Source organism: Leisingera sp. ANG59, from assembly GCF_013317235.1.
Taxonomy (GTDB): domain Bacteria; phylum Pseudomonadota; class Alphaproteobacteria; order Rhodobacterales; family Rhodobacteraceae; genus Leisingera.
The window spans coordinates 28400-52579 of sequence record NZ_WLCM01000017.1; the positions used below are offsets into that span (position 1 = coordinate 28400).

Sequence of the window (24180 nt, forward strand, 5' to 3'; positions counted from 1 at the left end):
TGGCAGCGGCCTGACCGGGTCATCTTTCCGCCCGCCGACGGCAGGGGCGTCAGCTGCCGGTGCGCCGCAAGTCCGGGGTGCCCGTCCATTTGATGATCGCGTCGATCAGGGCTTTCTTGTTGATCGGCTTGCTCAGGAAATCGTCCATGCCGGCCTGCAGGCATTTTTCCCGGTGCGCTTGCAGCGCATTTGCAGTCAGCGCCACAATCGGGCATTTGCCGCCGCCGCCTGCTGCCTCGATCCGGCGCATCTCGGCGGTGGCTTCCAGCCCGTCCATCTCCGGCATCATCATATCCATCAGCACGATATCAGGCCGTTCAGACCGGAACTGGGCAACCGCCTCAACACCGTTTCTTGCAATTCTGATATCCAGCGGCGCATCCTTCAGCATTTTGGTCACCACCAGCTGGTTGGTGCGGTTGTCCTCAGCCAGCAGCAGCTTCAGGCGGCGCTCCGGCAGCCCGGGGCCAGCTGTGAGGTCCGCAACAGGTTCCGCCTTGCCGCCCAGCAGGCTCAGCACCCGCTCAAGCACCTGCCGGAGCTGCACCGCCCGTACCGGCTTCAGCGCAAATTCGCAGGTCCCGATCGCTTCGCAATCGGCACGGCTCAGCGCGTGCTCCACTGACGACAGGATGATCAGCGGCACCCCCTCAAACCCCGGCATCGAGCGGATCCGCGCCGCAAGAGCGCGCCCGTCCATGGCCGGCATCTGGTAGTCAAGAATGACAAAGTCGAACCGGCGCCCGTCCAGCTGCGCATCCGCCAGGATTTCCAGCCCCTCATGCGCCGACGCCGCCAGGGTGCAGGACATCCCCCAGGCGCCCAGCCGTTCGGACAGGATCACCCGGTTCAGCTCCAGGTCGTCCACCAGCAAGCCATGCAGCCCGGACAAATTCTGCGGGCTTCCCGCCGGCGCGGTTTCCAGCCGGCCGCCGGCCCGCAACGGAACCCGGATCGTGAACACGGACCCCTTGCCCGGCTCAGATTCCACCTCCACGGATCCGCCCATCAGCGCAAGCAGCCGAGAGGAGATCGCCAGCCCCAGGCCGGTGCCCTCGAAATTCCGGGAGGCGGCGTTGTCAGCCTGCTCAAAGGCCCGGAAGATCTTGCCKACACGGGCCGGCTCGATGCCGATCCCGGTGTCCCGCACCTGCAGCTGCAGCATGTAGCTGCCCGGCTCCTGCTGCTGTCCGGTGACCTCAATGTAGACGTACCCTTCGCGGGTGAACTTGACAGCATTGCCCGCCACGTTGGTAATCACCTGCCGGATCCGGCCGGCATCGCCCTCGAAGACTTCGGGCAAAGCCGGGTCATAGCGCATGGTGATCTCGACCCCTTTCTCAGCCGCTTTCGGCGACAGCAGGGTGATCACGTCCTCGACCGCTGTCTGCAGGTTGAAGGATTCGATGCTGAACTCGACCTTGCCGGCCTCGATCTTGGAGAAATTCAGGATGTCATTGATGATCGTCAGAAGCGCGGAGCCGGACTTGGCAATGGTCTCCGCATACATCTGCTGGTCTTCATTCAGCTCGGTTTCCTGCAACAGCTCCGCCATGCCGATGACCCCGTTCATCGGCGTGCGGATCTCATGGCTCATATTGGCCAGGAAATCCGATTTCGCACGGTTGGCGATATCCGCCGTCTCGCGGGCCTGCTCCAGCGCGAACTCCCGCTCGTCGCGCTCGGAGAAGGTTTCCTCCAGCACCCCGACCGAGAAATCCAGTGCCCAGAACTCCCGCGAGGCGTACCACGGCAGTTTTTCAGCTGGACTGCGCAAGCCGGAAATCGCATCCGACATCCGCTTGTGGATCATCTGCAGGGGCCGCAACGCCAGCCCGTGCACCAGCAGCAGCACCAGAAAGGACAGAACCAGCACCGGCACCACCGTCCAGATGATGATCTGGCGCACCGAGGCCGCGACCAGTTCCTCGCCTTCCTGAGTGGACCATTCGACCATCATGGTGCCGAAGACCGCGCCCTCCAGCTCGATCGGCCGCTCGTACATGACCCGGCCGCCTTCGGGCGGGGCGCCAGCCGCTTCCGCCGACGCCAGCAGTTTGCCTGCCGGGCTGCGGATCTGGATGGAAACGATTTGCGGCTTGCGGGTGACGGCTTCGATCAGGCCGGTTTCCAGCACCGGCACATCCTCGACAATGATCGATTCCAGCATCAGCCCGCTCAGCAGCGAAACCGTAAGGTCCGCCTGTTCCGCCAGCTGTTTTTCGAGCCTTTGCGCCTCCTGGCGCTGCGCCAGATCGCCGACCACAAAGCCGACAGCCGACGCTGCCAGCAGTAGCGACAGCACAATCTGGAAAAGGATGCTAGTACGTTTCATACAATCAACGCAGTGCTCTAAAAGGCCAGGCTGCGCTCCATCGCCCGGCGGATGATGTCATAATCCTGATCGTTCCCAAGCAGGAAGCCGTTCTTTGCAATCCGGCGCACGATCTCCTCGTTCTCCGAGGACAGCATTACCTTGCGCATCGCCTCCAGCACGCCGGCCGGCATGTCCGGCGACGCCAGCCACGGCTTGGTCACATTGTCGAACGACGCCAGCACCCGGATCGGCACCCCCTTGGCAACAAGCTTCTTGTAGGTGCTTTCTTTGAGAGCGCCCGCGGTATACTTGCCCGCGCCGACAGCCTCCCCCACCAGATCATGGCGGCCGAGATAGGCAAACTCCAGCAAATCGCTGCTGCTGATGCCGGCTTCCAGCAGATACTCCTGAGCGAGGTAGCGGCCGATGGTCGACAGTTCGTCGCCAAAGGCGAAACTGAGGCCCGCCAGGTCTTCGACCGACTGCACCGTGCTGTCTGAATGGACCACAATCACCCCCTTGAACCGCTTCTGGCCATTCTGGGATTCCATCGCAATGATCCGGATCCCCGGATTTTCCTTCATCACATGCACATAAGAGGCAGGGCCGAACCTGGAGAAATCCACTTCGCCGCTCGCAAGCTGGCGGATGCCTTCCTCGTATTCCTTGGCGACCTTCAGCCGGATGGTAACCGGCTCCCCCAGCTCCTCGCTCATCCGCTTGGCCAGGAAGGACAGGAACGGCTGGTATTTTTTGACCGTTGCGGTTGGTTTATCCGCCGCATAGGTGCCGAAAATCAGATCAGTTCCGGCCGGAGCAGCACCGGGCAGCAATGCTGCCAGCCAAGCAGCCAGCAGCGCGCCAGGGAGGGCGTGCCGCAGCCCTTTCCGGAAAAGCGCAATGATACCAAAGGTCCACTCAAACTGTTTCACGAGTCTAGCCTCCTGACTGACATCGGCTGGCACGGCAGGCAGGCCGCGCCCCTTGGTTACATGGCACGAAGTTAAGAATACAATGTTAACGCGCCTGCAATTCTCGGAAAAATTTTACGGTTCTTTTATTCTCCGGCCTCTATATTAACCTTTCAGTAAGATTTTCGTAATCTTTTAGGCAAATTCGCCATAATTTCAGAATATCAGACTCAGTTGGCCCGACAGGAACCACCGTGAAGCAGACCCCTATGCCCTCCAGGACCATCCGGTCCCTCCGCCGATCAGCACAAACCGTTGTGATGGCATCGCTTTTATCCGCGATTCCGGTAGCGGCCCTCGCCATTCCCTCGCCGGAACTTGTGATCGGCTCGGTCTCTTCGCTGTCCCAGGTCCTGGCTGTAGGAATTGCTATGGTTTCCGGTCTGGGCGCTGTCATTGCGGCGAAACTGGGTTTTACCCCCAAACCAGGCACCTCGCCGCGCCGCTACCCGGTCAAGCTGATTTCCTTCCTCGTTCTGGCAGCCATGGCGCTGGCTGCGGGCAATTACTGGCAATATTCCTCGCATGCGCAGGCTGAGCAGGCAAGGCTGCAGGCCACCTTGACGCGGCCTGCGCAGTTTGACGGCACCACCATCAAGGACGCCGCGCTCAAGGAAACCAGCTTCTCCAAGCAGGAGGATCATCCGCTGGCGATGAGCACGGCTGACGCCGCAGCGGCGCTTCAGGACGGCTCCACCCTGTTCTACGACATCCGCGAAACCGGCGAGAACGCCATGGGCACCCTGCCCGGTGCCACCCATATCCGCTTCCCGGACTTCGTTGAGAGCCAGCCGGTGCAGCCGGGCCAGAAGGTCGTGCTGTTCTGCCACAACGGCAACCGCTCTTCGGAAACCTGCGCCAAGCTGGCAGCAATGGGCATCGACTGCAGCTTCATTGCGGGTGGCATCGAGAAATGGATCGTCGAGGGGCGCGAGTTCTCCGACAAGGATGTGAAGACCCTCTCCGACCTGCGTGCAATCCCGGAATACCCGGGCAGGGACGTGCTGCTCAGCACCGATGACTTCAAGACCCTGCTGACCACCGAGGACCTGCAGATCGTCGACACCCGCTACCCCGGCGATTTCGCCAGCGGCCACCTGCCCGGCGCCGTCAACATCCCGATCCGCAAGATGACCACCGCGGACCTGATGGACCGCATCGCGCAGCTGGACCCGGACAAGCCCACCATCGCCGCCTGCTACGACCGCCGCAGCTGCTTCATGAGCCAGGTGCTGGGGCTGGAGCTGTCGCAACAGGGCATCGACTTCCGCGGCCGCTACACCCTGCCCTGGGAATACTTCGTCGCGCCCAAGCCCAAGCCGCATGTGCAGGAATGGCTGGCAGACCAGCAGACCGGCCTCTGGGACAAGGCGATCTCGGCGCTGGCAGCCGCCCTGCTGTGGGTGCATGAGCGCAGCCATATCCTGCTGGGCCTCCTGGCGCTGTCGATCGTGACCCGCATCCTGGTGCTGCCGGTGGCGCTGAAATCCGAACGCGACCAGATCATCACTGCCGAGACTGCGGATGAAATGAAGGCGCTGAAGGAGAAACTGGCCCACGATCCCGTGCGCAAGGCCCGTGCAGTACAGGCGTTCTACAAGGACAAGGGCCTGACCCCGATGAAGAACCTCACCGCGCTGCTGTTCCTGCCGGTGATGATGCTGGGCGTCTCTGCGGCACAAGAGGCCAGCGCCAGCCTGCAGACCCCGTTCCTGTGGATGGCCGACCTCGGCCTGCCTGATCCGCTGTTCATCATGCCGGTGCTGTTCTGCGCCCTGGCCGCCGTCTACCTGCTCTGGGCCGTGGCCAAGACCAAGCGCCAGAAGCAGCTGTGGATGCTGCTGGGCATGCCTGCGCTGTTCGCCATGGTCTTCACCCTGTCGGGCGCCGCCAACGCCTACCTCTGCTTCAGCCTGACCCTGCTGCTGGTGCAGCGCGCCTATGTGACGGGCATGCATCGCAAGCTGGCTGAGGCTCTGTCGCTGCGCGCCCACAAGCGCCGCCTCGCCAAGCTGCCGCGCGGCGTGATTCCGATGGGCTACACCGAGGAGCTGGAGCACGCCGGCAACAAGGCGCTGCGCCTGTCGATCCTGCGCAACGCCGGCCTGCCGGTGCCCGGCGGCGTGATCGTGCGTTCCGATGCGATCCACGACTACCGCGAAATGACTGACGCGAGGAAAGACGCCTTTGCGGCCAAAGTCTTTGCCCTTGCAGGCGGCAAACCGGTTGCCGTGCGCTCCTCCGCCAGCAACGAGGACGGCCACGACCAGAGCTTTGCCGGCGTCTTTGAATCGGTGCTGGACGTGACCGCAGAGACCATGCGCACCGCGCTGGACGAAGTGGTGACCAGCTTCTCCTCGGAACGCGCCGCCAGCTACTCCGGCGAGGGCGACAGCACCGGCCAGGGCAATATCGTGGTGCAGGAAATGGTGCAGGCGGAATACGCCGGCGTCCTCTTCACCCAGGACCCGATGGCCCCCGGCATGTGCATGATCGAATGGGTCGAGGGCTGCGGCGAGGACCTGGTTTCGGGCCGCGTCACCCCGACCAGCTTGCGCTTTGGCCGATACACCACCCTGCCTGCGTCCGAGGACCAAGACCAAACCCTGGACATGGCGCCGCTGCTGGCGCTTGGGCGTCAGATCGAGGACACCTTCGGCTGCCCGCAGGACGTCGAATGGGCCTATGCCAACGGCCAGTTCCAGATCGTGCAAAGCCGCGACATCACCACGCTGTCCTTGGGAACCGAGCAGGAACAGACCCGCCTGGCCGAGTGGCGCGATCTCCTGGACCGCTACGCGGACGCGGACCCGGACCAGACCATCCTGGAACAGGACGAGATGTCCGAGGTCCTGCCCCGCCCCACCCCGCTCTCCTTCTCGCTGATGAGCGAGCTCTGGGCGCCGGGCGGCAGCGTCGACCTGGCCTGCCGCGAGCTGGGCGTGCCCTACGGCCTGCCCGAGGGGCGCGACGGCCATCTGGTCAACCTGTTCGGCAAGACCTACGTCGATGTGGCGCTGAAACAGGGCATGACCCTGAAACTCACCGCCGCCAAGGCCAAGCAGCTGCGCAAGCAGGCGCATCCGATGATCACCCGCTTCCGCGGCCAGGTGATGCCGGAGCTGCGCAACAAGCTGGCGATCTGGCAGGCCGTCGACTACACCGCCCTGCCCCAGGACAAGCTGCTGGAGGCGGTCTCCACTCTCAAGGACATGTTCATCCAAGAGGTCTATCTGGAGGCTGAGAAAATCAACATCCTGGCGGGTTTCACCATGGGCGAAGCAGGCACGGCTGCCGCCGGCGACCCCGCCCTGCGCGCGCATCTGATGCACGCGGAACTGCCCAACGCGCCCTCCAGCCTGCTCGCCTCCTGCACCGGTAAGGACGCCCAGGCGCGTGCCATGAAGCTGATGGGCCACCGCTCTATTTTCGACTATGAGCTGTCCTCGCCCCGCTACGCCGAGGCGCCGGTGCTGCTGCAATCGCTGCTCGACAGCACGGTGGAGCCGATCGGTGCAGTGCCGGTCCCGGCCAACCTGCCGGACGAGCTGGACGATACCATCGGTCTTGCCATTGCCTATCAGGACCTCAAGGAACAGGCCAAGCACGAGGCACTGCGCGTCGTCGCCGAACTGCGCCGCGCCCTCTTGGCACTGGGCCGGATCAGCGGGCTGGAGGATCTGGTGTTCAGCCTGACCTTCGACGAGGTTCTGGACAGCAACTGGTCCAACCCGGCCCCCCTGCGCGATCTGGCAGAGGCCCGTGCGGAGAAGGAAGCGCTGCGCAAGAAATCCGCGCCGACAGATGTCACCCTCACCCTGCGCGATTGCGAACTGCTGTCGCTGGGTGCCCAGGCCCAGGCGGGCGACGGCACCATGGGCGGCACCTGCGTCGCAGGCAGCGGCAGCGCCACCGCCCGGGTGTTCTGGATGGAGGACGACAGCTGCATCGACCCCGCAGCCTTTGCGGACTTCCGGGACGGCGACATTCTGGTCTGCCGGATGGTCAACCCGGCCTGGCTGCCGTGGGTGCAGCGCTCCGGCGCGGTGCTGTCCGAGGTCGGCGGCTGGCTCAGTCACATGGCCATCGTCGCGCGTGAAAAAGACGTGCTGATGCTGGTCGCCTCCAAGGGCCTCGACAGCCTTAGCCATGGCGAGCAGGTGACCGTCAGCGAAGACGGCACCATCCAGCCGCTGGAGGAAAAGGGCCTCAAGGCGGCCTCCGCCTGATTTCCATCCAAAATTGAACTTTTTGCCCGGCCGATAGGCCGGGCAGCGCCCGTCCCGCCCCCACGGGGCGGGCGCTGCCCTCCGCGAGTCTCATAGAGGTTGCACCCTTGGCAAAGATTGCCATATCCTGTTCCAGCGAAAGGAGTCCTCCAATGGCCACCATGAACGTCTCCCTGCCGGACCAGATGAAAACTTGGGTCGAGGAACAGGCCCGCGCCGGCACCTATGCCAATTCCAGCGACTATGTCCGTGACCTGATCCGCCGCGACCAGGCCCGCACGGCGGCCATTGCCGAGCTGCAATCCGCCATCGACGCAGGCCTTGCCAGCGGCCCGGCTGAGGCGCTAACCGCCGAAGATTTCAAGGCCGCCATGCGCCGCAATGGCTGAGGAACGCTGGCGGATCCGCCCCGCTGCCCGCGCCGACCTTGCTGCGATCTGGCGCTATGGCCTGGACACCTGGGGCGAGGCGCAGGCGGATGCCTATGCCGACAACCTGTTTGCCCTCTTCGACCTGCTGGCGGATTTCCCGGAAATGGCCCGCGAACGGGGTGAATTCACGCCCCCGGTCCGCATCCACCCCACCGGCGCGCATCTGGTGATCTACCGCTTGGAGCAGGACCGCCCCGAAATCATCCGCATCCTGCATGCCCGCCAGGACCTGGTGGCGTTCCTGTCTGAATAATATCCGTTCCGCCCTTGCCATTCTCCGCACATCTGCTCTGATGCGGCGCATGGACCCGCATCTCGATCCCCGCAAAACCGCCCGGCTGATCCAGCATCTGAAGGACCGGATGGACGCCCTGCCGCCCAAGCTGAAGGCGGCAGCGAAATACGTGATCGACAACCCCGGCGACTTCGGCCTCGACACCGTGCGCACCTCCGCCGAAAGGACCGGCATCAGCGCCAACGGCTTCGTCCGCCTGGCCCAGCACCTGGGCTATGACACGTTTGAGGCCTTCCGCGCCCCCTTCCGCGCCGCCCTGACCACCACGCAGGAGGCCGGCCTCGGCCAGGACTGGCTGGAGCAGATGCAGGACCAAGGCCCCGCAGGCAAGCTGCAGGCCGCCGCCGCCCGCAATCAGCTCAACATCACCTCCCGCTCCCTGCGGCTGATGACGGCTGAGCGTACCCAGGCCATCGTGGACACGCTCACCGCCGCACGGCGCAGCTATGTCACCGCCACCCGCTCATCCTACGCGCTGGCCTATTACTTCCACTACGTGGGCCGCATGGCCCTGCCCTCGCTGGACCTTGTCCCCCGCCACATGGGCGCCGCGCTGGACGATCTCCTCGACATAGGCCCCGAGGACTGCCTGATCGCCCTCACCTTCGCCCCCTACTCCGCCGGCACCATCCAGGCGCTTCGGCTGGCGGGCGAACGCGGCGCATCGGTGATCCTGATCTCCGACAGCGAGGTGATCGCCCCCGGCATCCGCACCGACCACGTGCTGGCCGTCGCCGCCAACTCGCTGCACCCGTTCGGCGCCATCGGAGGCGCCATGGCGGTGCTGGAGTGCCTGCTCACCCATCTGATCGACGCCGGCGGCGAGGACGCCCGGCGGCGGATCGAAGCCTATGACGCCCTGCGCCAGGACAGCGGCGCCTATTGGATCGGCCCGAAACTGCCGCGGGTGGGGGGCTGATCACTCCCCTTAGACATCCCCGTCAATGAACGGGTTCTGTTCCTCATACTCGTCCCGGGTGGCCCGCTTGTGATCGCCCTTCAGCCGTACAGAAGCCATCGCCCGGTCGGCGTAGATCTCCGACCGCAGCGGCCACGCCAGCGCAGCATCAAAAAGCCCCGGCATCAGGTCAAAAGGACTGCCTTCTTCATCCACGTCCCGCATCCACAGGTGCGACCCGCAAGTGCTGCAGAACGCCCGTTCGGCAAAGGCAGATGATTGGTAGCGCGAAACCGGCCCCTCGACCGTCACAGCCTCAGCATCAGCCTCGAAACACAGAAACAGCCCGCCGCTCCAGCGCTGGCACATGCGGCAATGGCAGGCGCCTGCGCGCGGGTCATGCGCCCCCGTCACTTGGATCTTCACCGCGCCGCACAGGCAGCGGCCTTCCAGAACCTCACTCATCGCCGGCCTCCTTGCTGACATGGGCAAGGATACAGCAATTCAAGCGACTACGGTAAAATTCCCCATGTCAGAGCCGCAAATCCGCCTCTTCCGGCGCCAGCACGTATTTCAGGTCATAGACCAGCGCGCCCTCGGCCCCCAAAGCGCGGACCGCTTCCGGCCCCATCTCCCGGAACTCCGAATGCGCCACCGCCAGGACCACCCCGGCATAGGCCCCCTGCCCCGGCTCCGGCACCAGCGAAATCCCGTATTCCTCCTGCGCCTCTGCCGCATCGGCATGGGGATCGAACACATCCACCGCCGCGCCGTATTCCTCCAGGCTGCGCACCACGTCGATCACCCGCGTGTTGCGCAGGTCCGGGCAGTTCTCCTTGAACGTCAGCCCCATCACCAGCACCCGCGCGCCGGCCACCGGCAAGCCGCGCTTCAGCATCGCCTTGACCATCTCGCCGGCCACATAGGCGCCCATGCCGTCATTCAGCCGCCGCCCGGCCAGCAGGATCTCCGGGTGATAGCCCAGCTGCTCCGCCTTGTGGGTCAGGTAATAGGGGTCCACCCCGATGCAGTGCCCGCCCACCAGACCGGGGCGGAACGGCAGAAAATTCCACTTGGTGCCAGCGGCTTCCAGCACCGCCTGGGTGTCGATCCCCATCCTGTTGAAGATCTTCGCCAGCTCATTCACCAGCGCGATATTGATATCCCGCTGGCTGTTCTCGATCACCTTGGCCGCCTCCGCCACCCGGATGCTCGCGGCCTTGTGGGTGCCCGCCGAGACTACCTCGCGGTACAGCGCATCGACCCGCTCCGCCACCTCGGGCGTGGAGCCGGAGGTGACCTTCACCACATCCTTCAGCCGCCGCTGTTTGTCACCGGGGTTGATCCGCTCCGGGCTGTAGCCGGCAAAGAAATCCTTGTTGAACGCCAAACCGGACCGCGCCTCCAGCACCGGCACGCAATCCTCTTCGGTGGCGCCGGGGTAGACCGTAGATTCATAGATCACCAGATCGCCGGGTTTCAGCACCCCGCCCACAATGGCCGAGGCCGCCAGCAGCGGGCTCAGGTCGGGGCGGTGGCTGGCATCCACCGGCGTCGGCACGGTGACGATGTAGATGGAGCAATCCGCAATCTCTGCCGGGTCGGAGGTGAAGCGCAGAAACTCCGCCGCAGCCAGTTCCTCGGGTTCCAGTTCCCGCGTGCGGTCCTCGCCGTTGCGCAGCCCCGCGATGCGGGAGGGATCAATGTCGAACCCCACGACCGCCCGGTGCTGCCCGAAGGCCGCTGCCAGCGGCAGCCCGACATAGCCCAAGCCAATGACACAGATCTTTTCCTGCACGCCGCTCATTCCGGGCTGCTCCTTGTTCCGCGGGGCTTGTCACGCCAAGCCCCCTGTCCGCCCACATAATGCCTTGGCCCCAAGGGGTTCAACCGCAGGCGTGCCGTTTCCGCCTCACGCCTCCACAACAATGGCAGAGACCTCACCATCCACATCGCGGCAGGCCGCCAGCAGCCGCGGCATCAGATGCGACATCACATAGTTCGCATGGAACCGGCTCGGCGCCTTCAGCACCAGCCTGCCCCCTGCCCTGCCAGCGCGCTCCAGCCCCTGCACCCAGGAGGCATAATTCGCCGGGTCCTCCGCATGCAGCACTGCCTTGGCGAGGCTCCACTCATGGCCGTCCGAGACATCCGGCGCAGGCGGCACCGCACCGGGCCGCAGCGGCACCACATTCGGCGCAGGCTCATCCGCCCCCTGCATCCGGTGCTCGAAGTCCGGCCCCACCGCGCCCCAGCGCTCCTGCGTATCGGCCAGCAGCTGCTCCAGATCGATGCCGTATTCGGTGACCCGCCCGCGCGCGCCCTGACGTTTCACTACCAGCCAGCCCATGCCGCGAAGCTTCGCCATCTCGCGCTTCACCGTGCGCTCATCCACGTCCCACAGCCGGGCAATCTCCCGCTGCCCGACGGCCAGCTCATCCCGCTGCCAGTTGTAGCGGGCCGTCATCAATGTCATGAAACGCAGAACCAGCTTCTGCGCCCCCTTGCCCTGGCCAAGCGCATAAGCCCCCATCGCCGTGAGGATGTCATATTTCAGCGCGGAGGCGTTGCGCCCCGCAGGCCGTTTGGCAAGCATTGCTGCCCCCGTTTCTCCCTCCCTGCCCTCCTGGGCTGGGRTATGCTGCCTCAAGTGCTCCCGGGCCTTTTGCCGGGAAATGCGTTGGCCGGTTTTGCCCGGAACTCAACGCTATTCGTCTGTTGTATCTGATTTGCGTCCGGAATTCCGATTCTGTCAAGCGCTGGCGGGAATTCAATTCAAACCCAATCCCTTTTTCGAAAGAAAAATTGGTATCAATGGTATTGGGGGACATCCTTAGCGACCCCTATTCGCCCCGAAATGTCCCCCAATCTGCTGTGTCTCGGTCCGGGGTGTCCCCCTAAATCTGGCGCCGGAACCCCAGAAAAAACCAATGAAACGAATCGTTTGGCTGATGCCCTCCGAATCGTCCTGCCCCTTATTTCACGGGGTCTTTTGCAGATGTGTCCCCGCGGGGACAGGACGCTCTTCCCGACCATATTAGCTTTTGCGTTTTTTGCAAATTCGGCGTAAATAGATATTGAGGCCGAATTAGCGTCCTGAGGAAAATGGACGCCGCCAAATAACAACAACGTGCAGATCGAGGAGCAGTGATGTTTACGCATGAAGACCTGTCCAAAATGCAGGCCCAATCTCTCAAGATGCAAAGCTGGATCCGCCAGCAGACCTTCTCCCCCGAAATGGAAAAGACCTTGCGCCGGTTCTCCTCCTGGGAAGTGGCGGAGCTGATCTTCCGCGTCAACCAGTCGACCCTGCGCGGGCGGCTTGCCACCGACCCCACCCTGCCCCAGGGCCATGTCGAGGAGGACGGCCGCCAGCGCTGGTATTCGCTGGAGGAGATCAACGAGCTGCGCCGCCGCATCAGGATCAACCGCAAGTCCCTGCTGCCCAAGCGCCCCGCAGGCAAACGGGCGCTGCGGGTGGCAATCTCAAACTTCAAGGGCGGCGCCGGCAAATCCACCGTGGCGCTGCACTTCGCCCATGCCGCGGCGCTGGACGGCTACCGGGTGCTCTGCGTCGACTTCGACCCGCAGGCGACCCTGTCGCATTCCATGGGTCTCAGCGACGTCACCGAGGACTACACTGTCTGGGGCATCATGGCCCGCGACCTGGTGCGCGAGACGGAACGGATGAACGCCGCCTCGCAGGGCGCCGAGTCCGGCACCGCCCTGCCTCAGCGCCAGCTGCCCGACGCGATCACCGGCATGGGGCTGCAGGACCTGCGGGTCAGCGATTTCGTCAAACCCACCAGCTGGCCGACCATCGACATCATCCCCTCCTGCGCCAATGCGGCCTTTGTGGAATTCGCCTCCGCCCAGTACCGGCACCTGAACCCGGAATGGTCCTTCTTCGCGGCTGTGTCCCGCTACCTCGACCAGCTGCCGGCGGAAGATTACGACCTGATGATCTTCGACTGCCCGCCCGCCATCGGCTACCAGTCGATGAACGCGGTGTTCGCTGCTGACATGCTCTATATCCCCTCCGGCCCCGGCTACTGGGAGTATGACTCGACCACCTCCTTCATCGGCCAGTTGTCCGAAGCGCTGGAGGATTTGTCGGCTTTCAACGGGGTTGTCCCCGCGGGGACATTTGCCTTGCCCAAGGTTTTTCAGGACGTCCGATTCCTGCTCACCCGTTACGAAAGCGGTAACGATTTGCACCGTGCGATGCGTTCGGCATTTATGAAGGTTTTTGAGGGTAGGATGACGGAGCACCCGATCGAGATGACCCGCGCAGTCGAACAATCGGGCCGCTTCCTGAGTTCCATCTACGAAATTGATTACCGGGATATGACACGCGAAACCTGGCGGCGTGCGCGGGCGTCGTTTGATCAGGCCTATGACGAGTTCAAGGCCTATGCGCTGGAAGCCTGGGAAAAACTGGAGGATGAGGCATGAGCAAACGCAGAGTCTTCGACATCGACTTCACTCCTGACACCGCCGCTGTCCCCGCGGGGACAGCCCCGGAGAAACCGGACGAAAAACCCGCCGAGGCGCGCCGCGGGCCAATGGCCACCGCGATTTCCGAGAACGCCGATGCGTTGCGCGCCCGCGCCGAAGCAGAGAAGAAAATCCGCGCCGAAAACGACCGGCTGGCGCATGAGTTCGTGCGGCTGAAGAAATTGGGTCTGGTGGTCGACCGGATTCCTCTTGGCCGCATAAACGCGACCAAGCTGATCCGCGACCGGCGCGAGGGGCGCGACCCGGACCTGGATGAGCTCAAGGCTTCGATCAAATCCATCGGCCTGTCGAACCCGATCCGTGTCGAGGAAAACGAGGACGGCACCTACGAGCTGATTCAGGGCTACCGCCGGCTGCGGGCTTATCTGGAACTGCTGCGGGAAACGGAAGACGAGGCCTATGAGCACATCCCTGCGGGGCTGGTGGCCAAGGGCGACACACTGCAGAGCCTCTACCGCCGGATGGTGGACGAGAACCTGGTGCGCCGGGACATCTCTTTTGCCGAAATGGCCCAGCTGGCGCTGCGCTATGCAGAGGACGAGGGCACTAGGGCGAAGTCCCTGGAGGAGGCGGTGAACGATCTTTACGCCTCTGCGGGACGGCAGAAAAAGATCTATATCCGTCATTTCGCCCAGCTGCTGGGCGCGGTGGGCGATCTGCTGAAATTCCCGGAGGCAATCCCGCGCGCGCTGGGGCTGGAGCTGAGGAAACGGCTGGAGGCGGATGCGGCCAGCATCCCGGAGCTACGAGAGGCGCTGACACGTGCGAAAGCCGAAACCGAAGAGGCAGAGCTGAATGTGCTGCGCGGCTTTCTGGAGGGTAAGCGCAAACCCGCACCGCGCGCAGCCGCTGCACCGCGGCCCGGTGTGGCCAAGACCACCTTGCGCTGCACTGTCCCCGCGGGGACAGTCCGCTGCCAGGCGCGCGACGGCAAGATCGAGATGGCCATGGAGCGGGACTTCTCCGAGATCGACCGGCACAAGCTGGAGGGGGCGATTGCGGCCTTCTTTGCTGCCTTGGAAGACGATACCTGAGGGGGTGTCCCCGCGGGGACAGGAGTTGAAATCCGCAAGGGCCCGGCACCATTGCCGGGCCTTTTTTGTGTCTAACTGAGGATTTTGAGCCTGTTTCCGGTCTGTCTCTGCGGGGCAGCTTTGCGGGGGCGCGATAAGGAACGGAAACATCCCGTCCTGTCAGATCCACAGAAAGCAGGCAGAAGGTGCAGCCTGTCCCCGCGGGGACAGCCCGGTCAAGGGGCGGTTGCCAGTTCTGTGAAACCCACAGAAAAGGCCCCGGCTGTTAAGCCGGGGCCTTGATCATTTTCCATTGTGTCCCCACGGGGACAATAGGGGGACAGGATCAGTTCAAAACCTTGAACTCGATCCGCCGGTTCTTGGCCCGGTTCTGAGCGTTGTCGTTGGAGACCAGCGGCGTGGTCTCTCCGTAGCCGACCGCGACCAGACGCTCTGCCGGGATGCCTTTCAGCTGCAGATACTGGTTCACCGCAGCCGCGCGTTTTTCGCTCAGCGTCATGTTCCAGGCGGCTTTGCCCTGGCTGTCGGTGTGACCGCCGACCTCAACCACCATGCCGGGGCAGCGGCGGATGATGTCCGACAGGCTGTTCAGGAAGTCGCGGGAGTTGGCATCCAGGCGTGCGGTGGAGGGCGCGAAGTTCACGCTGCGGCCCTGCGACAGGATTTCGAACCTCCCGGTGCAGGCCTCGCGGCTGAAATCGCCGCTGGCCTCCAGCGCTGCGGAGGACCCGGCGGTGACTGTCCCCGCGGGGACAGATGCGCCACCGCGCTCAAACATCAGGTCCATGCTGACCAGGCCGACGGGGGTGATGGTGACGCCGGCGGCTTCCTCCAGCTTCTCGCGGCCGGGGTTCAGATTGAAGTCCTCCAGCTTGAGGATCACCGGCTGCACGGTGGCCACGGCGACACGGGTTTCGTTCAGCAATGTTACCGCGACAGGGACGGTCAGCCCCGCGGTGACCCCGTGCAAGGACAGGGTGACAGGCAGGTCGATCTGCTTGCGCTGCACTGCCGCCAGATCGGCAATCTGATCCGGGCTGATTTGCGCTGTGATCACCGCCTCGGGGTAGGTGAAGGTTTCAAAGAACAGGAACCGCATCCGCACGTTGCGCAGGTCGATGGAGGTGTCCACGGAGTCCAGCGCGATGTGGATCCTGGCCTCTCCCGTTTCGGAGATGCCGCCGGAGAAGGCGGCAAAGCGGCTGGATTCCGCAATGCTGCCCTTTTTGATTGATATGAATCGTATCGCAGAGGATTCGGGTGTCAGCTGCCAGCCGCCGTCAAACGGGCCCGCGGCCATGGCAGGGCGGGTGATAAGGAGAAAAAGTGTTATTATTGAGAGGGTTATGCGAAACATGCGGCAGCCATCCGGGTTGCTGGAAAAGGACATCCCGGCAGCAAGGCCGGGCAAGAAGCGATGCGCCTAGACTAACAGCAGTCTTGCCGCCGGGTGCAAGGGAAGCGATAGTTTGGTAACGAAATACCTTTAAGAATTGTGCAGAGGCCTGGCAGCAGTGCTGACAGGGCGGGAAGTGGGGCAGACACGTGCAAGTTTTGATGATCCGGGTCCGGCTGATGCTGCTGGCCGCTGTTGCGTCCTGCTGGGGCGTCGTGGCCTTGGCGGAGGAGCGGCTGGCGCTGGTGATCGGCAATTCGGCCTATGGCGCGGTTTCCGTGCTGGACAATCCGGTGCGGGATGCGCGGCTGATGGCTGAGACGCTGGAGGGCCTGGGCTTTGATGTGACCTTGGCGGCGGACGCCAAGCAGATCGAGATGAAACGTGCGATTGCCCAGTTCGGCCGCAAGCTTCGCAACGCCGGAGAGGATGCGACGGGGCTGTTCTATTATGCGGGCCACGGGGTGCAGAGCTTTGGCAGCAACTACCTCTTGCCGGTGGATGTGGCGCTGTCGGATGCCGCGGATCTGGACCTGATGGCGATCGAGGCGCAGTCGGTACTGCGGCAGATGGCCTCCGCCCGCAACCGCACCAACATCGTGATCCTGGACGCCTGCCGCAACAACCCGTTTGAGACAGTGGCCGACCTGAACCAAAGCGGCCTCGCGGAGATGAAGGCGCCGACCGGCACCTTCCTGGCCTATGCCACCGCGCCCGGTGATGTGGCGCTGGACGGGGAGGGGGAGAACAGCCCCTTCACCGAGGCGCTGGCGCGCGAGATCACGGTGCCCGGGGCGCCGGTCGAACAGGTTTTCAAACAGGTGCGCCGGGCGGTTCTGGAGCAGAGCGGCGGCAAGCAGACGCCCTGGGACACGTCCTCGCTGGTGAGTGATTTCACCTTTGCGGCGGCGGCACCGCAGGCGGCTATGACCGCCGCAGAGCTTGAGGAAGCGCAGATCTGGGCCTCGATCCAGGAGTCGCGGGATGCGATGCAGATCATGCTGTACCTGCGCGGCTACGGCGAAGGCAGATTTGCCGATGAAGCGCGGGCGCTGCTAGCGGAGCTGGTGCAGGAGGAGCTGCAGGCCAGCCAGCCGGTGGCAGAGGCACCGCCGGCTCCAGCCCCTGTTCAGGACGCAGAGTCAGCGATGTTCCAGGCAGCCCAGGGGGATGGCAGCAAAGCCGCTTATGAGGCCTATCTGATGGCCTACCCTGAAGGGCAGTTCGCGGAGATGGCCGCGGCCGAGGTCGCAGCGCTGGCTGCAGGTGCTGGACAGGACCCGGCGGCTGGCGGTGAAGCGCCAGCCACGGCGCCTGAGCTGGCCGCGGAACAGGCGCCAGAGCCGGTCAGCGAAGCCGGGCCTGTGACCTATGCCAGCCCCTTGCATGTTGGTGTTCCGGAGATTTCCGGGCTGACGCTGGCTGAGGCGGTGACCCGCTCGCCGGCGTTTCCGCCCATCGAAGGGCTGCCAGACAGCTACTGGAAAGACCAATCTTGCAGCAATTGCCACCAGTGGACACGGGAACGTCTGTGCACGCAGGGCAACACCTATTTGAGCCTCAACATGCAGCGGTCGCTGGGCAAGCAGCACCCCTTTGGCGGGGCGCTGAAACAAGTGCTGAAAAGCTGGGCCGCGGGCGGCTGCCAGTAGGTTTTCAGGTTTCGATCCAGCAGGGCAGGGGAGGGCTCCCGCCCGTTCCGGTGCATTTGAAAATGCACCCTTCCGGTTCGGCGTGGCGCTGTGCTGCGCACAGCGCGGCGGTGTTTCGAGGAGCAGCGTGCTGCCGGGTGGAAGGCAGGTTTTCATTTGCTGAGAAGCGCTTAAGGGCAGGTTTGCCCTTAAGGCGCCATGCCCAAGGCCGCCAAGGCCTGGCGGCGTCAGCCGCGGGCCTGCGGGCGCGGGAGTGCTGCCTTTGCGCTTGACGTCAGGGGGCGTGGGTGGTGATCAGGAAATAGACCCATTCGCCTTTGAAATCGGCATGTTCGGCGCGGGCGGCGGTGACTTGGGCGCGGAGGAAGTCGAGGTAAGGTTCAGCGGGTTCGCTGAGCGGGCGGGTGCCTTCGTAAAGCGGGTGCGAGGCGGCAAAGGCCACCGCGATTTCCTGGCCGTAGGGCGGGCCGACGGTGATTTGCAGGCCGGGGTCTCCGGCTTCCTTGGCGCCGACACGCAGGGCGCTTTTGGCGGCGGCCTCTGCGAGCGGCACCAGTTCGTTCGGGGAGAGGTGCAGCACCGCGCCGCCGGCGTCGAAGTAATCCACGTAGACAAAGGCCGGGTAGTCCGGCGCGGTGAGGTCAAAAAACAGCCGCTCGCCGCCGGAATAGTCGAGCACCCGGGCATGGGCGTCTTCGCCGACCAGCAGCGGGTTGGTGATCTGGTCGGTGCTTTGCGGCAGGCCGACGTTTGAAATGCCTGCCAGGGCGCCGCATTGCGGCCGGGGCAACAGGCGCATTTCGTCCGAGACTGTGATGTCGGTGCCCATTTGTGCCTGAAGGGCTGCCAGAACGGGAGGGCGGAGGCCGTCCTCGGGCAGGTGGCCGCGCACCTCCAGCGTGGCGGTTTCCGGAACAAAGGCCACCTGCAGGCGGGAGCAGGGCACGGCGGCGAGGATGCCGGAGACGCCGTCGCGCAGGGGGTCGCCCTCTGCCACTGCATCGCCGGGCTGCATGAAGCTTTGGAACGCGGCGAGGGAGACCGGGTCGATGTCGCCGGTGCCGCCCTGGAACGCCAGTGCGGCCTTGATGCGGGGGGCGTCCGGGATGGCGGCCGGCGTTTGCTGCGGATTGGGCGCGGTGCCGGGCAGCACGGGCGCATCCGGCTGCGCCTCCTGGCCGGGCTGGCTGGCTGGAGCGGTTTGCGGCAGCGCGGCCGCGTCGGGGCGTGCTGCTGCGGCGGCCGTCAGCGGAGCAGGTGCCGTTGCAAGGGTAAGCGCCGGTTCCTGCGCAGCGGCCAGCACCAAAGGCCGGGGGGCTGCGGCTGCGGCGGCCTGTGACAGCGCCGGTGCGGTGGCTTGGGCCTGCTGGGTTTGCGGGCTTGCAGCGGCCAGGCTTGCGGCCGGGAGGCTGGCGCTGGCGAGGGTGCTGCCGGCCGCCTGGGCCGGAGCCGCAGCGGCGGCTGGCGCAGCGGCGGCAGCAAGGGGTGCAGCGGGCGGAACAGCAGCGGCAAGGCGGTCCGCGTCAGGCGGCTGCGGCAGGGCCGCCGATTGCGGGATGCTGCCGGACGCCAGCCCCTGGCTTTGCGCCTCGCTTTCAGCGGCTTGCTCGCCCTCGGGCGCCTGTTGCACGGCCTCGGAACGGGGAACGCGGTGGGCCTGCAGGTTGAGGCTGCTTTCCGGCGTGGGCTGCTGCGGAACCGGGTCGGGTGTCAGCGAAATCAGCAGCGCGGCGGCGCCGCCGGCGTGGACCAGGGCGGAGGCTGCAAGCCCCAGCGCCCATATGGCCGGGGTGCGCATCATCCGTCCGTTTCCGGGGTGACCACCAGCACCACGTCCCGGATTCCCAGCGCCTCGCCCGCGGCGACCAGCGGCAGCACGTTGCGCAGTTCCGCCGTGCGGTGGGCGTTGATGCGCAGGCGCAGATCCGGGTCGTCTGCCAGCAGCGCCGAGAGGGCAGGGGAAAGAGCGTCTCGGGGGATTGCCTTGCCGTCGAGTGCCAGGTCTCCGGTGGCGGAGATGGCCAGGGTGATGCCGCCCGAGGGCATGTCGCGGCCGGTGACGGCAGTGGCGGGGCGGACATCGAACGGCGCGGTGGCGTCCATCCGGCCGATCAGCATGAAGAACACCAGCAGGAAGAACACCACGTCGATGAGGGCGATGATGGTTTCCGAATGCGGATTGCGGGCCGGGCGGTTGAGTTTCATGGCGCCGCCTCCAGCCGCAGGACGCGCAGGCGGGTGACGCCGGCCAGGGCGGCGCTGTCCATCACGGTGATCAGCGCCTGTGTCTGCGCGGCGCCGGAGGGGAGGATCACCACTTGGGTCAGCGGTTCCTCGGCCACTGCGGCGGCGAGGGTGGCGCGGAGGGTGTCCTGATCCAGTCCGGTGCCGCGCAGCACCGGCACACCGTCAGCGCCGAGGCGGATCATCAGGGTGCCTGCCGGCGCTTGCGGGCTTCCTGTTGCGGCGCCTTCGGAGGGTTTCACCGCCGGGATCATGTCGAGGTTCAGATAGGTGGAGGTCACCATGAAGAACACCAGCAGGATCAGCATGACGTCGATCATCGGCACCAGCGAGATCAGGGCGCGGGGACGGGCGGGCCGGTTGATCATCATGGCGGCCTCCCCCGTGTCAGCACGACCCGTCGATCAGCAGGAGGCGGCCGGCGGCGCTTTCGATGGCCTGCGCGGCGGCGTCGATGCGGGCCGCGAACAAGCCTGCGGCGATGGCGGCGGGGATGGCGACAAGCAGTCCCGCGGCGGTGGTCAGCAGCGCCTGCCAGATGCCGCCGGCCAGCACAGAGGCATTGGCGGCACCCTGTGCCAGTTCCAGCTCCTGAAACGATTGGATCATGCCGAGAACGGTGCCGAGAAGACCCAGGAGAGGCGCCACCATGGCGATGAGCTCCAACAGGCGGATGAGGGAATTCATCCGGCTTACCTCCTCATTGCCGCGGCGCTGCAGTTCGTCCTGCAGGAGCGGTCCGCGCAGGCCCTCTTGCAGTGCCTGCATGGCGTAGCCCATCACCCGGTCGGCGGGGGATTTGCCGCTTGCGATGCTGTCCTGCGCCTGTTTGCGGTCGCCGTCTTTCCATTGGGTCAGCGCCTGTTCGCGGGCTTGCCCGCCGGAGCGCACCGGCCAGAGCTGGATCAGTTTGACGGCGATCACCGTCAGCGATAGCAGTGACATCAGCGCCAGGATCACGATCACTGGCCCGCCGGTGCCGAGCATTTCCCAGGTGCCGGCCATGGTTTATTTCACCAGCGGCGCGGCAGCGCGGGAGCCAAGTTCCAGGATCGGGAAACAGTCCATCTGCTCTTCGTTCTGGGGCTGGCAGGAGGTGATGTCGTGCAGCAGGATCTCGGAGATGTTGCTGCAGGCGATCTCGGGAATTTCAAAGAGTTTCAGAGTGGTGCGCTGAACGGGCAGGGGGGCGGCGTCGATCGACAGCAGCCGGTCGATCACCCCCTGGCCGTCGAGGATGGCGAGCGACATCTCAAAGCCTTCGAAGCTCTTTCCGGTCTGGTTGCGGAACAGGAAGAAGGCGCGGCAGCCGCCGCCCTCGATCTCCTCGGTCTTGTTTAGCTCGACCCGCAGCGGGCCGGTCTCGGCCGCGGCGGCCAGCGGCAGGCAGATCAGGGCGAGGGCAGAAAGCAGGCGATTCAAGGGCATCACTGTCTCCGGGTTCCGGTTGGTGTTGGCCAGCCCGCCGGGTGCGGATTGGTTCTTTGGATCAGACCAGTGCGGTCAGGGCCTTTTCGATCTTGTCCATGGCATCGCGGGCGGAATCGAGGTCGCGGCGTTTCAGGTGGCGGGCGGCCACATGCAGGGCGCGGCCCAGACGGTCGCGGACCTTGCCCGGGGCGCGAGCGACATTGGCCTGCAGGGACTGGGCGCGCTTGACCTGGGCGCCAAGCGAGCGCTGGTCCATTTCGCGCTGGCCGCGTTTCATCGATTTGCCTTCGTCCTCTCGGTCCTTGCCGATGCGGGCGACGGCGCGTTCAATCACCACGACCATGGTCTCGGCTTCCTGCAGGCGGCCGTCGTTGATCAGGCTGACGGATTTGGCCAGCGCGCGTTTCAGTTTCAGCTCCAGCGGTCCGGGGGCAAGCCCGATGCGCGGCTGGATGCGTTTCAGGCGGCGTTTCAGCGGTGCGACGGCCTTGGGGTCGATGCCGGAGGCGGAAATGTCGGAGACGTCTTCCTCTGTGACCTGGCCCTCGGGGGCTTCGGGTTTGAGGCTGTCCAGCAGGTTGCCGCCATCGTCGTAGAACAGCACGTTGACCTTGGCCGGGTTGCGCTTGAGGAATTTCTTGAGCTCGGTGACCATGCGCTGCGGCGCGCTTTCGCAGATCATCTCCATATTGCCGGAGCGCACCACATAGGTGCCCCAGGCCATCGGCGGGCCGCCGCCTTCTTTCTTCATCGGGGCCTTCAGGGTTTCCGGTTTCTTGCCCGGCTGGATCATCAGGAGCGGATCCTTGCTGGCGTCGAGACAGAAGGCGAAACTCATCCGCTTCTTGGCCCCTTCGCGGACCATCTCTTTGACTTCCTTGCCAGAAATACGCTCAATACTCATCATTCAACCGCCTGAATGAACTGTGAAAAGGTTTGACATTAGGATGGCGATAAGGCTCTCTTGGGGTCAAGTTATTGTTTGAGGTTTCCGCGGGTTTAACCACCAGGCTCGAAAAGAGTGGTGCCCGCCTTACGTCGCGTTACCTATCTTAGGCGCGGCCAATAAAGAATGCACCCAGGGGGGCGAATAACGATGGATCCTGCAGTATTTCTGCAATCCAAAGGGGAGGATTCCCCTAGCGGTGAAAACCTCGAATATGACCCGGCTTTCACCGAGATGGAGCTGGCGGCTCAGCCGGGCGAGGAATCGGTGGTGGGCAATGAGAAGATCGAGGCCACCGATCCCGACTACCGCGAAGTTCAGAAGAAGGCGCTGGAGGTGCTGGAGCGCAGCCACGATCTGCGCGCGGCGGTGTTTCTGGGCGATGCGCTGCTGCATTCCGAGGGGCTGCCGGGCTTTGCCGATGTGACCACCTATATCCGCGGCTGCCTGGAGGAGTTCTGGGAGACCTGTCATCCGGAGCTGGATGAGGACGACGGCGACCCGACCATGCGGATCAATGCGATTCAGGATCTGTGCGGCCAGCCGGATGGCATGGCCGGCGCCTCGCCGCTTTACCGGTCGCTGCGCCGGGTGCCGCTGAGCGAGAGCCGCGGCTTTGGCCGCTTCTGCCTGCGCGACATCGAAATCGCCGAAGGGGTGATGACGGCGCCGGAGGATATGGAGCATGTCCCGGATACCGCCACCATCGGCGCGGCGTTCCAGGACAGCGACGAGGAGGTGGTGGCCGCGCGGCTGGCGGCGGTCAAGACGGCTGAGGAGAATGTCCGCGCGATCTCTGCCGTGTTTGACGAGCAGACGCCGGGGCAGGGGCCGGACCTGAGCGCGCTGATCAAGCTGCTGCAGCAGATCGGCAAGCGGATCAGCACCTATGCCAGTCTGAGCGCGGAAGACGGTGCCAGTGAGGATGAGACGGAAGAGAACGGCGCGGAGGATGGCGGTGCTGCGGCGCCGGCGGCGGGCGGCCGTGCGATGCCATCCGCGCCCGGGGCGATCAACTCTCCCGCGGATGTGTCGAACACGCTGGACCGCATCATCAGTTATTACCGGCGGGCGGAACCTTCCAGCCCGCTGCCGATCCTGCTGGAACGGTGCAAGCGGCTGGTGGGGGCCGACTTCCTCACCATCATGAATGACATGGCCCCGCAAGGGGTGGAGAACGTCCACCTGATCGGCGGGATTGACGACGACGACGACTGACGGACGCGGGAAACTTCTGCGGCGGAATCTGCGGCGGACCCCGTGAAAGCAAGACGAGTAAGGAGACCTAGATGGCCGGAAGTTCACAGAAATTCATTGCCCGCAACCGGGCACCAAGGGTCCAGATCGAATATGACGTGGAGCTGTACGGCGCCGAGAAGAAGGTGCAGCTGCCCTTCGTGATGGGCGTGATGAGCGACCTGGTGGGCAAATCCGAAGTGGAGCAGCCTGCAGTTGCGGACCGCAAGTTCCTGGAAATCGACGTGGACAACTTCGATGACCGGATGAAGTCGATGGCGCCGCGTGCGGCCTTCACTGTGCCCAACACGCTGACCGGCGAGGGCAATATGGCGGTCGACATCACTTTCGAGAGCATGGACGATTTCAAGCCTGCCGCGATCGCCGCCAAGGTGGAGCCGCTGCGCGAGCTGCTGGAAGCGCGTACCCAGCTGTCGAACCTGATGACCTACATGGACGGCAAGACCGGCGCCGAGGATCTGATCTCCAAGATCATCCAGGATCCGAGCCTGCTGAAAACCCTGGCTGCGCAGCCGAAACCCGGCGGCGACGCCGAGAGCGAAGAATAATAGGGGAGGACAA

The 24180-nt window shown here is 64.6% G+C and carries 21 protein-coding genes; 9 read left to right on the forward strand and 12 right to left on the reverse strand.

What is annotated here, in order from left to right; all coding sequences use genetic code 11:
• Nucleotides 1-49 precede the first annotated feature (49 nt).
• Nucleotides 50-2335 carry a response regulator gene (locus GKC28_RS15275; protein WP_174147887.1) on the reverse strand — a complete coding sequence of 762 codons (2286 nt, stop codon included), beginning with the start codon at nucleotides 2333-2335 and terminating at the stop codon, nucleotides 50-52.
• A 17-nt stretch (nucleotides 2336-2352) separates the two neighbouring features.
• On the reverse strand, nucleotides 2353-3249 hold the full coding sequence (locus tag GKC28_RS15280; RefSeq protein ID WP_174147888.1) for a PhnD/SsuA/transferrin family substrate-binding protein: 897 nt from the start codon (nucleotides 3247-3249) through the stop codon (nucleotides 2353-2355).
• Nucleotides 3250-3548: 299 nt separating this feature from the next.
• On the opposite strand from GKC28_RS15280, the gene GKC28_RS15285 reads away from it, so the two are divergent.
• From GKC28_RS15285 to GKC28_RS15300, 4 genes are all read left to right on the forward strand, one after another.
• The gene (locus GKC28_RS15285) at nucleotides 3549-7517 is read left to right on the forward strand and encodes a PEP/pyruvate-binding domain-containing protein (RefSeq protein ID WP_254604257.1); all 3969 of its coding nucleotides are present in this window, start codon (nucleotides 3549-3551) and stop codon (nucleotides 7515-7517) included.
• Nucleotides 7518-7669: 152 nt separating this feature from the next.
• A complete protein-coding gene (locus tag GKC28_RS15290; protein ID WP_174147890.1) occupies nucleotides 7670-7906 on the forward strand; it encodes a type II toxin-antitoxin system ParD family antitoxin in 237 nt (78 codons plus the stop codon).
• On the forward strand, nucleotides 7899-8201 hold the full coding sequence (locus GKC28_RS15295) for a type II toxin-antitoxin system RelE/ParE family toxin (RefSeq protein ID WP_174147891.1): 303 nt from the start codon (nucleotides 7899-7901) through the stop codon (nucleotides 8199-8201). Before GKC28_RS15290 ends, GKC28_RS15295 begins: the two co-directional genes overlap by 8 nt.
• A 49-nt stretch (nucleotides 8202-8250) precedes the next feature.
• Nucleotides 8251-9162, forward strand: coding sequence for a MurR/RpiR family transcriptional regulator (locus GKC28_RS15300; protein WP_174147892.1), 912 nt, complete (start codon nucleotides 8251-8253; stop codon nucleotides 9160-9162).
• 9 nt (nucleotides 9163-9171) lie between these two features.
• On the opposite strand, the gene GKC28_RS15305 is transcribed toward GKC28_RS15300, so the two are convergent.
• From GKC28_RS15305 to GKC28_RS15315, 3 genes are all read right to left on the reverse strand, one after another.
• Nucleotides 9172-9606 carry a GFA family protein gene (locus tag GKC28_RS15305; RefSeq protein WP_174147893.1) on the reverse strand — a complete coding sequence of 145 codons (435 nt, stop codon included), beginning with the start codon at nucleotides 9604-9606 and terminating at the stop codon, nucleotides 9172-9174.
• A gap of 67 nt (nucleotides 9607-9673) precedes the next feature.
• Entirely contained in the window at nucleotides 9674-10948 is a 1275-nt protein-coding gene (tviB, locus tag GKC28_RS15310; RefSeq protein ID WP_174147894.1) for a Vi polysaccharide biosynthesis UDP-N-acetylglucosamine C-6 dehydrogenase TviB, read from the reverse strand.
• A 105-nt stretch (nucleotides 10949-11053) separates the two neighbouring features.
• Nucleotides 11054-11737 carry a DnaA N-terminal domain-containing protein gene (locus GKC28_RS15315; protein WP_174147895.1) on the reverse strand — a complete coding sequence of 228 codons (684 nt, stop codon included), beginning with the start codon at nucleotides 11735-11737 and terminating at the stop codon, nucleotides 11054-11056.
• 554 nt (nucleotides 11738-12291) lie between these two features.
• On the opposite strand from GKC28_RS15315, the gene GKC28_RS15320 reads away from it, so the two are divergent.
• Together GKC28_RS15320 and GKC28_RS15325 are read left to right on the forward strand one after the other, a co-directional pair.
• Nucleotides 12292-13596, forward strand: a complete 1305-nt coding sequence (locus GKC28_RS15320) for an AAA family ATPase (protein WP_174147896.1) — start codon at nucleotides 12292-12294, stop codon at nucleotides 13594-13596.
• The gene (locus tag GKC28_RS15325; protein WP_174147897.1) at nucleotides 13593-14693 is read left to right on the forward strand and encodes a ParB N-terminal domain-containing protein; all 1101 of its coding nucleotides are present in this window, start codon (nucleotides 13593-13595) and stop codon (nucleotides 14691-14693) included. The genes GKC28_RS15320 and GKC28_RS15325 overlap by 4 nt, the downstream gene beginning before the upstream one ends.
• A 325-nt stretch (nucleotides 14694-15018) precedes the next feature.
• Here the strand turns inward: GKC28_RS15325 and GKC28_RS15330 are convergent, their stop codons facing one another.
• Nucleotides 15019-16050, reverse strand: a complete 1032-nt coding sequence (locus tag GKC28_RS15330) for an OmpA family protein (RefSeq protein WP_174147898.1) — start codon at nucleotides 16048-16050, stop codon at nucleotides 15019-15021.
• Nucleotides 16051-16250: 200 nt separating this feature from the next.
• On the opposite strand from GKC28_RS15330, the gene GKC28_RS15335 reads away from it, so the two are divergent.
• A complete protein-coding gene (locus GKC28_RS15335) occupies nucleotides 16251-17741 on the forward strand; it encodes a caspase family protein (RefSeq protein WP_174147899.1) in 1491 nt (496 codons plus the stop codon).
• A 274-nt stretch (nucleotides 17742-18015) separates the two neighbouring features.
• Here the strand turns inward: GKC28_RS15335 and GKC28_RS15340 are convergent, their stop codons facing one another.
• From GKC28_RS15340 to GKC28_RS15365, 6 genes are all read right to left on the reverse strand, one after another.
• The gene (locus GKC28_RS15340) at nucleotides 18016-19542 is read right to left on the reverse strand and encodes a DUF4384 domain-containing protein (RefSeq protein WP_174147900.1); all 1527 of its coding nucleotides are present in this window, start codon (nucleotides 19540-19542) and stop codon (nucleotides 18016-18018) included.
• The gene (locus GKC28_RS15345) at nucleotides 19539-19946 is read right to left on the reverse strand and encodes a biopolymer transporter ExbD (protein ID WP_174147901.1); all 408 of its coding nucleotides are present in this window, start codon (nucleotides 19944-19946) and stop codon (nucleotides 19539-19541) included. The genes GKC28_RS15340 and GKC28_RS15345 overlap by 4 nt, the downstream gene beginning before the upstream one ends.
• The gene (locus tag GKC28_RS15350) at nucleotides 19943-20356 is read right to left on the reverse strand and encodes a biopolymer transporter ExbD (RefSeq protein ID WP_174147902.1); all 414 of its coding nucleotides are present in this window, start codon (nucleotides 20354-20356) and stop codon (nucleotides 19943-19945) included. Before GKC28_RS15350 ends, GKC28_RS15345 begins: the two co-directional genes overlap by 4 nt.
• 16 nt (nucleotides 20357-20372) lie before the next feature.
• Nucleotides 20373-20990 carry a MotA/TolQ/ExbB proton channel family protein gene (locus GKC28_RS15355; protein WP_174147903.1) on the reverse strand — a complete coding sequence of 206 codons (618 nt, stop codon included), beginning with the start codon at nucleotides 20988-20990 and terminating at the stop codon, nucleotides 20373-20375.
• 3 nt (nucleotides 20991-20993) lie between these two features.
• Complete coding sequence (locus GKC28_RS15360) at nucleotides 20994-21413, reverse strand: hypothetical protein (protein WP_174147904.1); 420 nt, start codon at nucleotides 21411-21413, stop codon at nucleotides 20994-20996.
• Between the two features lie 61 nt (nucleotides 21414-21474).
• The gene (locus GKC28_RS15365; protein WP_254604258.1) at nucleotides 21475-22323 is read right to left on the reverse strand and encodes a hypothetical protein; all 849 of its coding nucleotides are present in this window, start codon (nucleotides 22321-22323) and stop codon (nucleotides 21475-21477) included.
• Nucleotides 22324-22512: 189 nt separating this feature from the next.
• Here GKC28_RS15365 and tssA point away from each other — a divergent pair, with 189 nt between their 5' ends.
• Nucleotides 22513-23580, forward strand: coding sequence for a type VI secretion system protein TssA (gene tssA / locus GKC28_RS15370; protein WP_174147905.1), 1068 nt, complete (start codon nucleotides 22513-22515; stop codon nucleotides 23578-23580).
• Nucleotides 23581-23651: 71 nt separating this feature from the next.
• On the forward strand, nucleotides 23652-24167 hold the full coding sequence (gene tssB / locus GKC28_RS15375) for a type VI secretion system contractile sheath small subunit (RefSeq protein ID WP_174147906.1): 516 nt from the start codon (nucleotides 23652-23654) through the stop codon (nucleotides 24165-24167).
• Nucleotides 24168-24180: the final 13 nt, after the last annotated feature.

What these genes read in the sequence shown, in the direction of transcription:
- GKC28_RS15285 (WP_254604257.1), top strand. Translation starts at nt 3,549, where the DNA reads ATGGCATCGCTTTTATCCGCGATTCCGGTAGCGGCCCTCGCCATTCCC.
- GKC28_RS15290 (WP_174147890.1), top strand. Translation starts at nt 7,670, where the DNA reads ATGGCCACCATGAACGTCTCCCTGCCGGACCAGATGAAAACTTGGGTC.
- GKC28_RS15350 (WP_174147902.1), bottom strand. Translation starts at nt 20,356, where the DNA reads ATGATGATCAACCGGCCCGCCCGTCCCCGCGCCCTGATCTCGCTGGTG.
- GKC28_RS15300 (WP_174147892.1), top strand. Translation starts at nt 8,251, where the DNA reads ATGGACCCGCATCTCGATCCCCGCAAAACCGCCCGGCTGATCCAGCAT.
- GKC28_RS15355 (WP_174147903.1), bottom strand. Translation starts at nt 20,990, where the DNA reads ATGGCCGGCACCTGGGAAATGCTCGGCACCGGCGGGCCAGTGATCGTG.
- GKC28_RS15305 (WP_174147893.1), bottom strand. Translation starts at nt 9,606, where the DNA reads ATGAGTGAGGTTCTGGAAGGCCGCTGCCTGTGCGGCGCGGTGAAGATC.
- GKC28_RS15295 (WP_174147891.1), top strand. Translation starts at nt 7,899, where the DNA reads ATGGCTGAGGAACGCTGGCGGATCCGCCCCGCTGCCCGCGCCGACCTT.
- tssB (WP_174147906.1), top strand. Translation starts at nt 23,652, where the DNA reads ATGGCCGGAAGTTCACAGAAATTCATTGCCCGCAACCGGGCACCAAGG.
- GKC28_RS15345 (WP_174147901.1), bottom strand. Translation starts at nt 19,946, where the DNA reads ATGAAACTCAACCGCCCGGCCCGCAATCCGCATTCGGAAACCATCATC.
- GKC28_RS15365 (WP_254604258.1), bottom strand. Translation starts at nt 22,323, where the DNA reads ATGATGAGTATTGAGCGTATTTCTGGCAAGGAAGTCAAAGAGATGGTC.
- GKC28_RS15335 (WP_174147899.1), top strand. Translation starts at nt 16,251, where the DNA reads ATGATCCGGGTCCGGCTGATGCTGCTGGCCGCTGTTGCGTCCTGCTGG.
- GKC28_RS15315 (WP_174147895.1), bottom strand. Translation starts at nt 11,737, where the DNA reads ATGCTTGCCAAACGGCCTGCGGGGCGCAACGCCTCCGCGCTGAAATAT.
- tssA (WP_174147905.1), top strand. Translation starts at nt 22,513, where the DNA reads ATGGATCCTGCAGTATTTCTGCAATCCAAAGGGGAGGATTCCCCTAGC.
- GKC28_RS15330 (WP_174147898.1), bottom strand. Translation starts at nt 16,050, where the DNA reads ATGTTTCGCATAACCCTCTCAATAATAACACTTTTTCTCCTTATCACC.
- tviB (WP_174147894.1), bottom strand. Translation starts at nt 10,948, where the DNA reads ATGAGCGGCGTGCAGGAAAAGATCTGTGTCATTGGCTTGGGCTATGTC.
- GKC28_RS15325 (WP_174147897.1), top strand. Translation starts at nt 13,593, where the DNA reads ATGAGCAAACGCAGAGTCTTCGACATCGACTTCACTCCTGACACCGCC.
- GKC28_RS15360 (WP_174147904.1), bottom strand. Translation starts at nt 21,413, where the DNA reads ATGCCCTTGAATCGCCTGCTTTCTGCCCTCGCCCTGATCTGCCTGCCG.
- GKC28_RS15340 (WP_174147900.1), bottom strand. Translation starts at nt 19,542, where the DNA reads ATGATGCGCACCCCGGCCATATGGGCGCTGGGGCTTGCAGCCTCCGCC.
- GKC28_RS15320 (WP_174147896.1), top strand. Translation starts at nt 12,292, where the DNA reads ATGTTTACGCATGAAGACCTGTCCAAAATGCAGGCCCAATCTCTCAAG.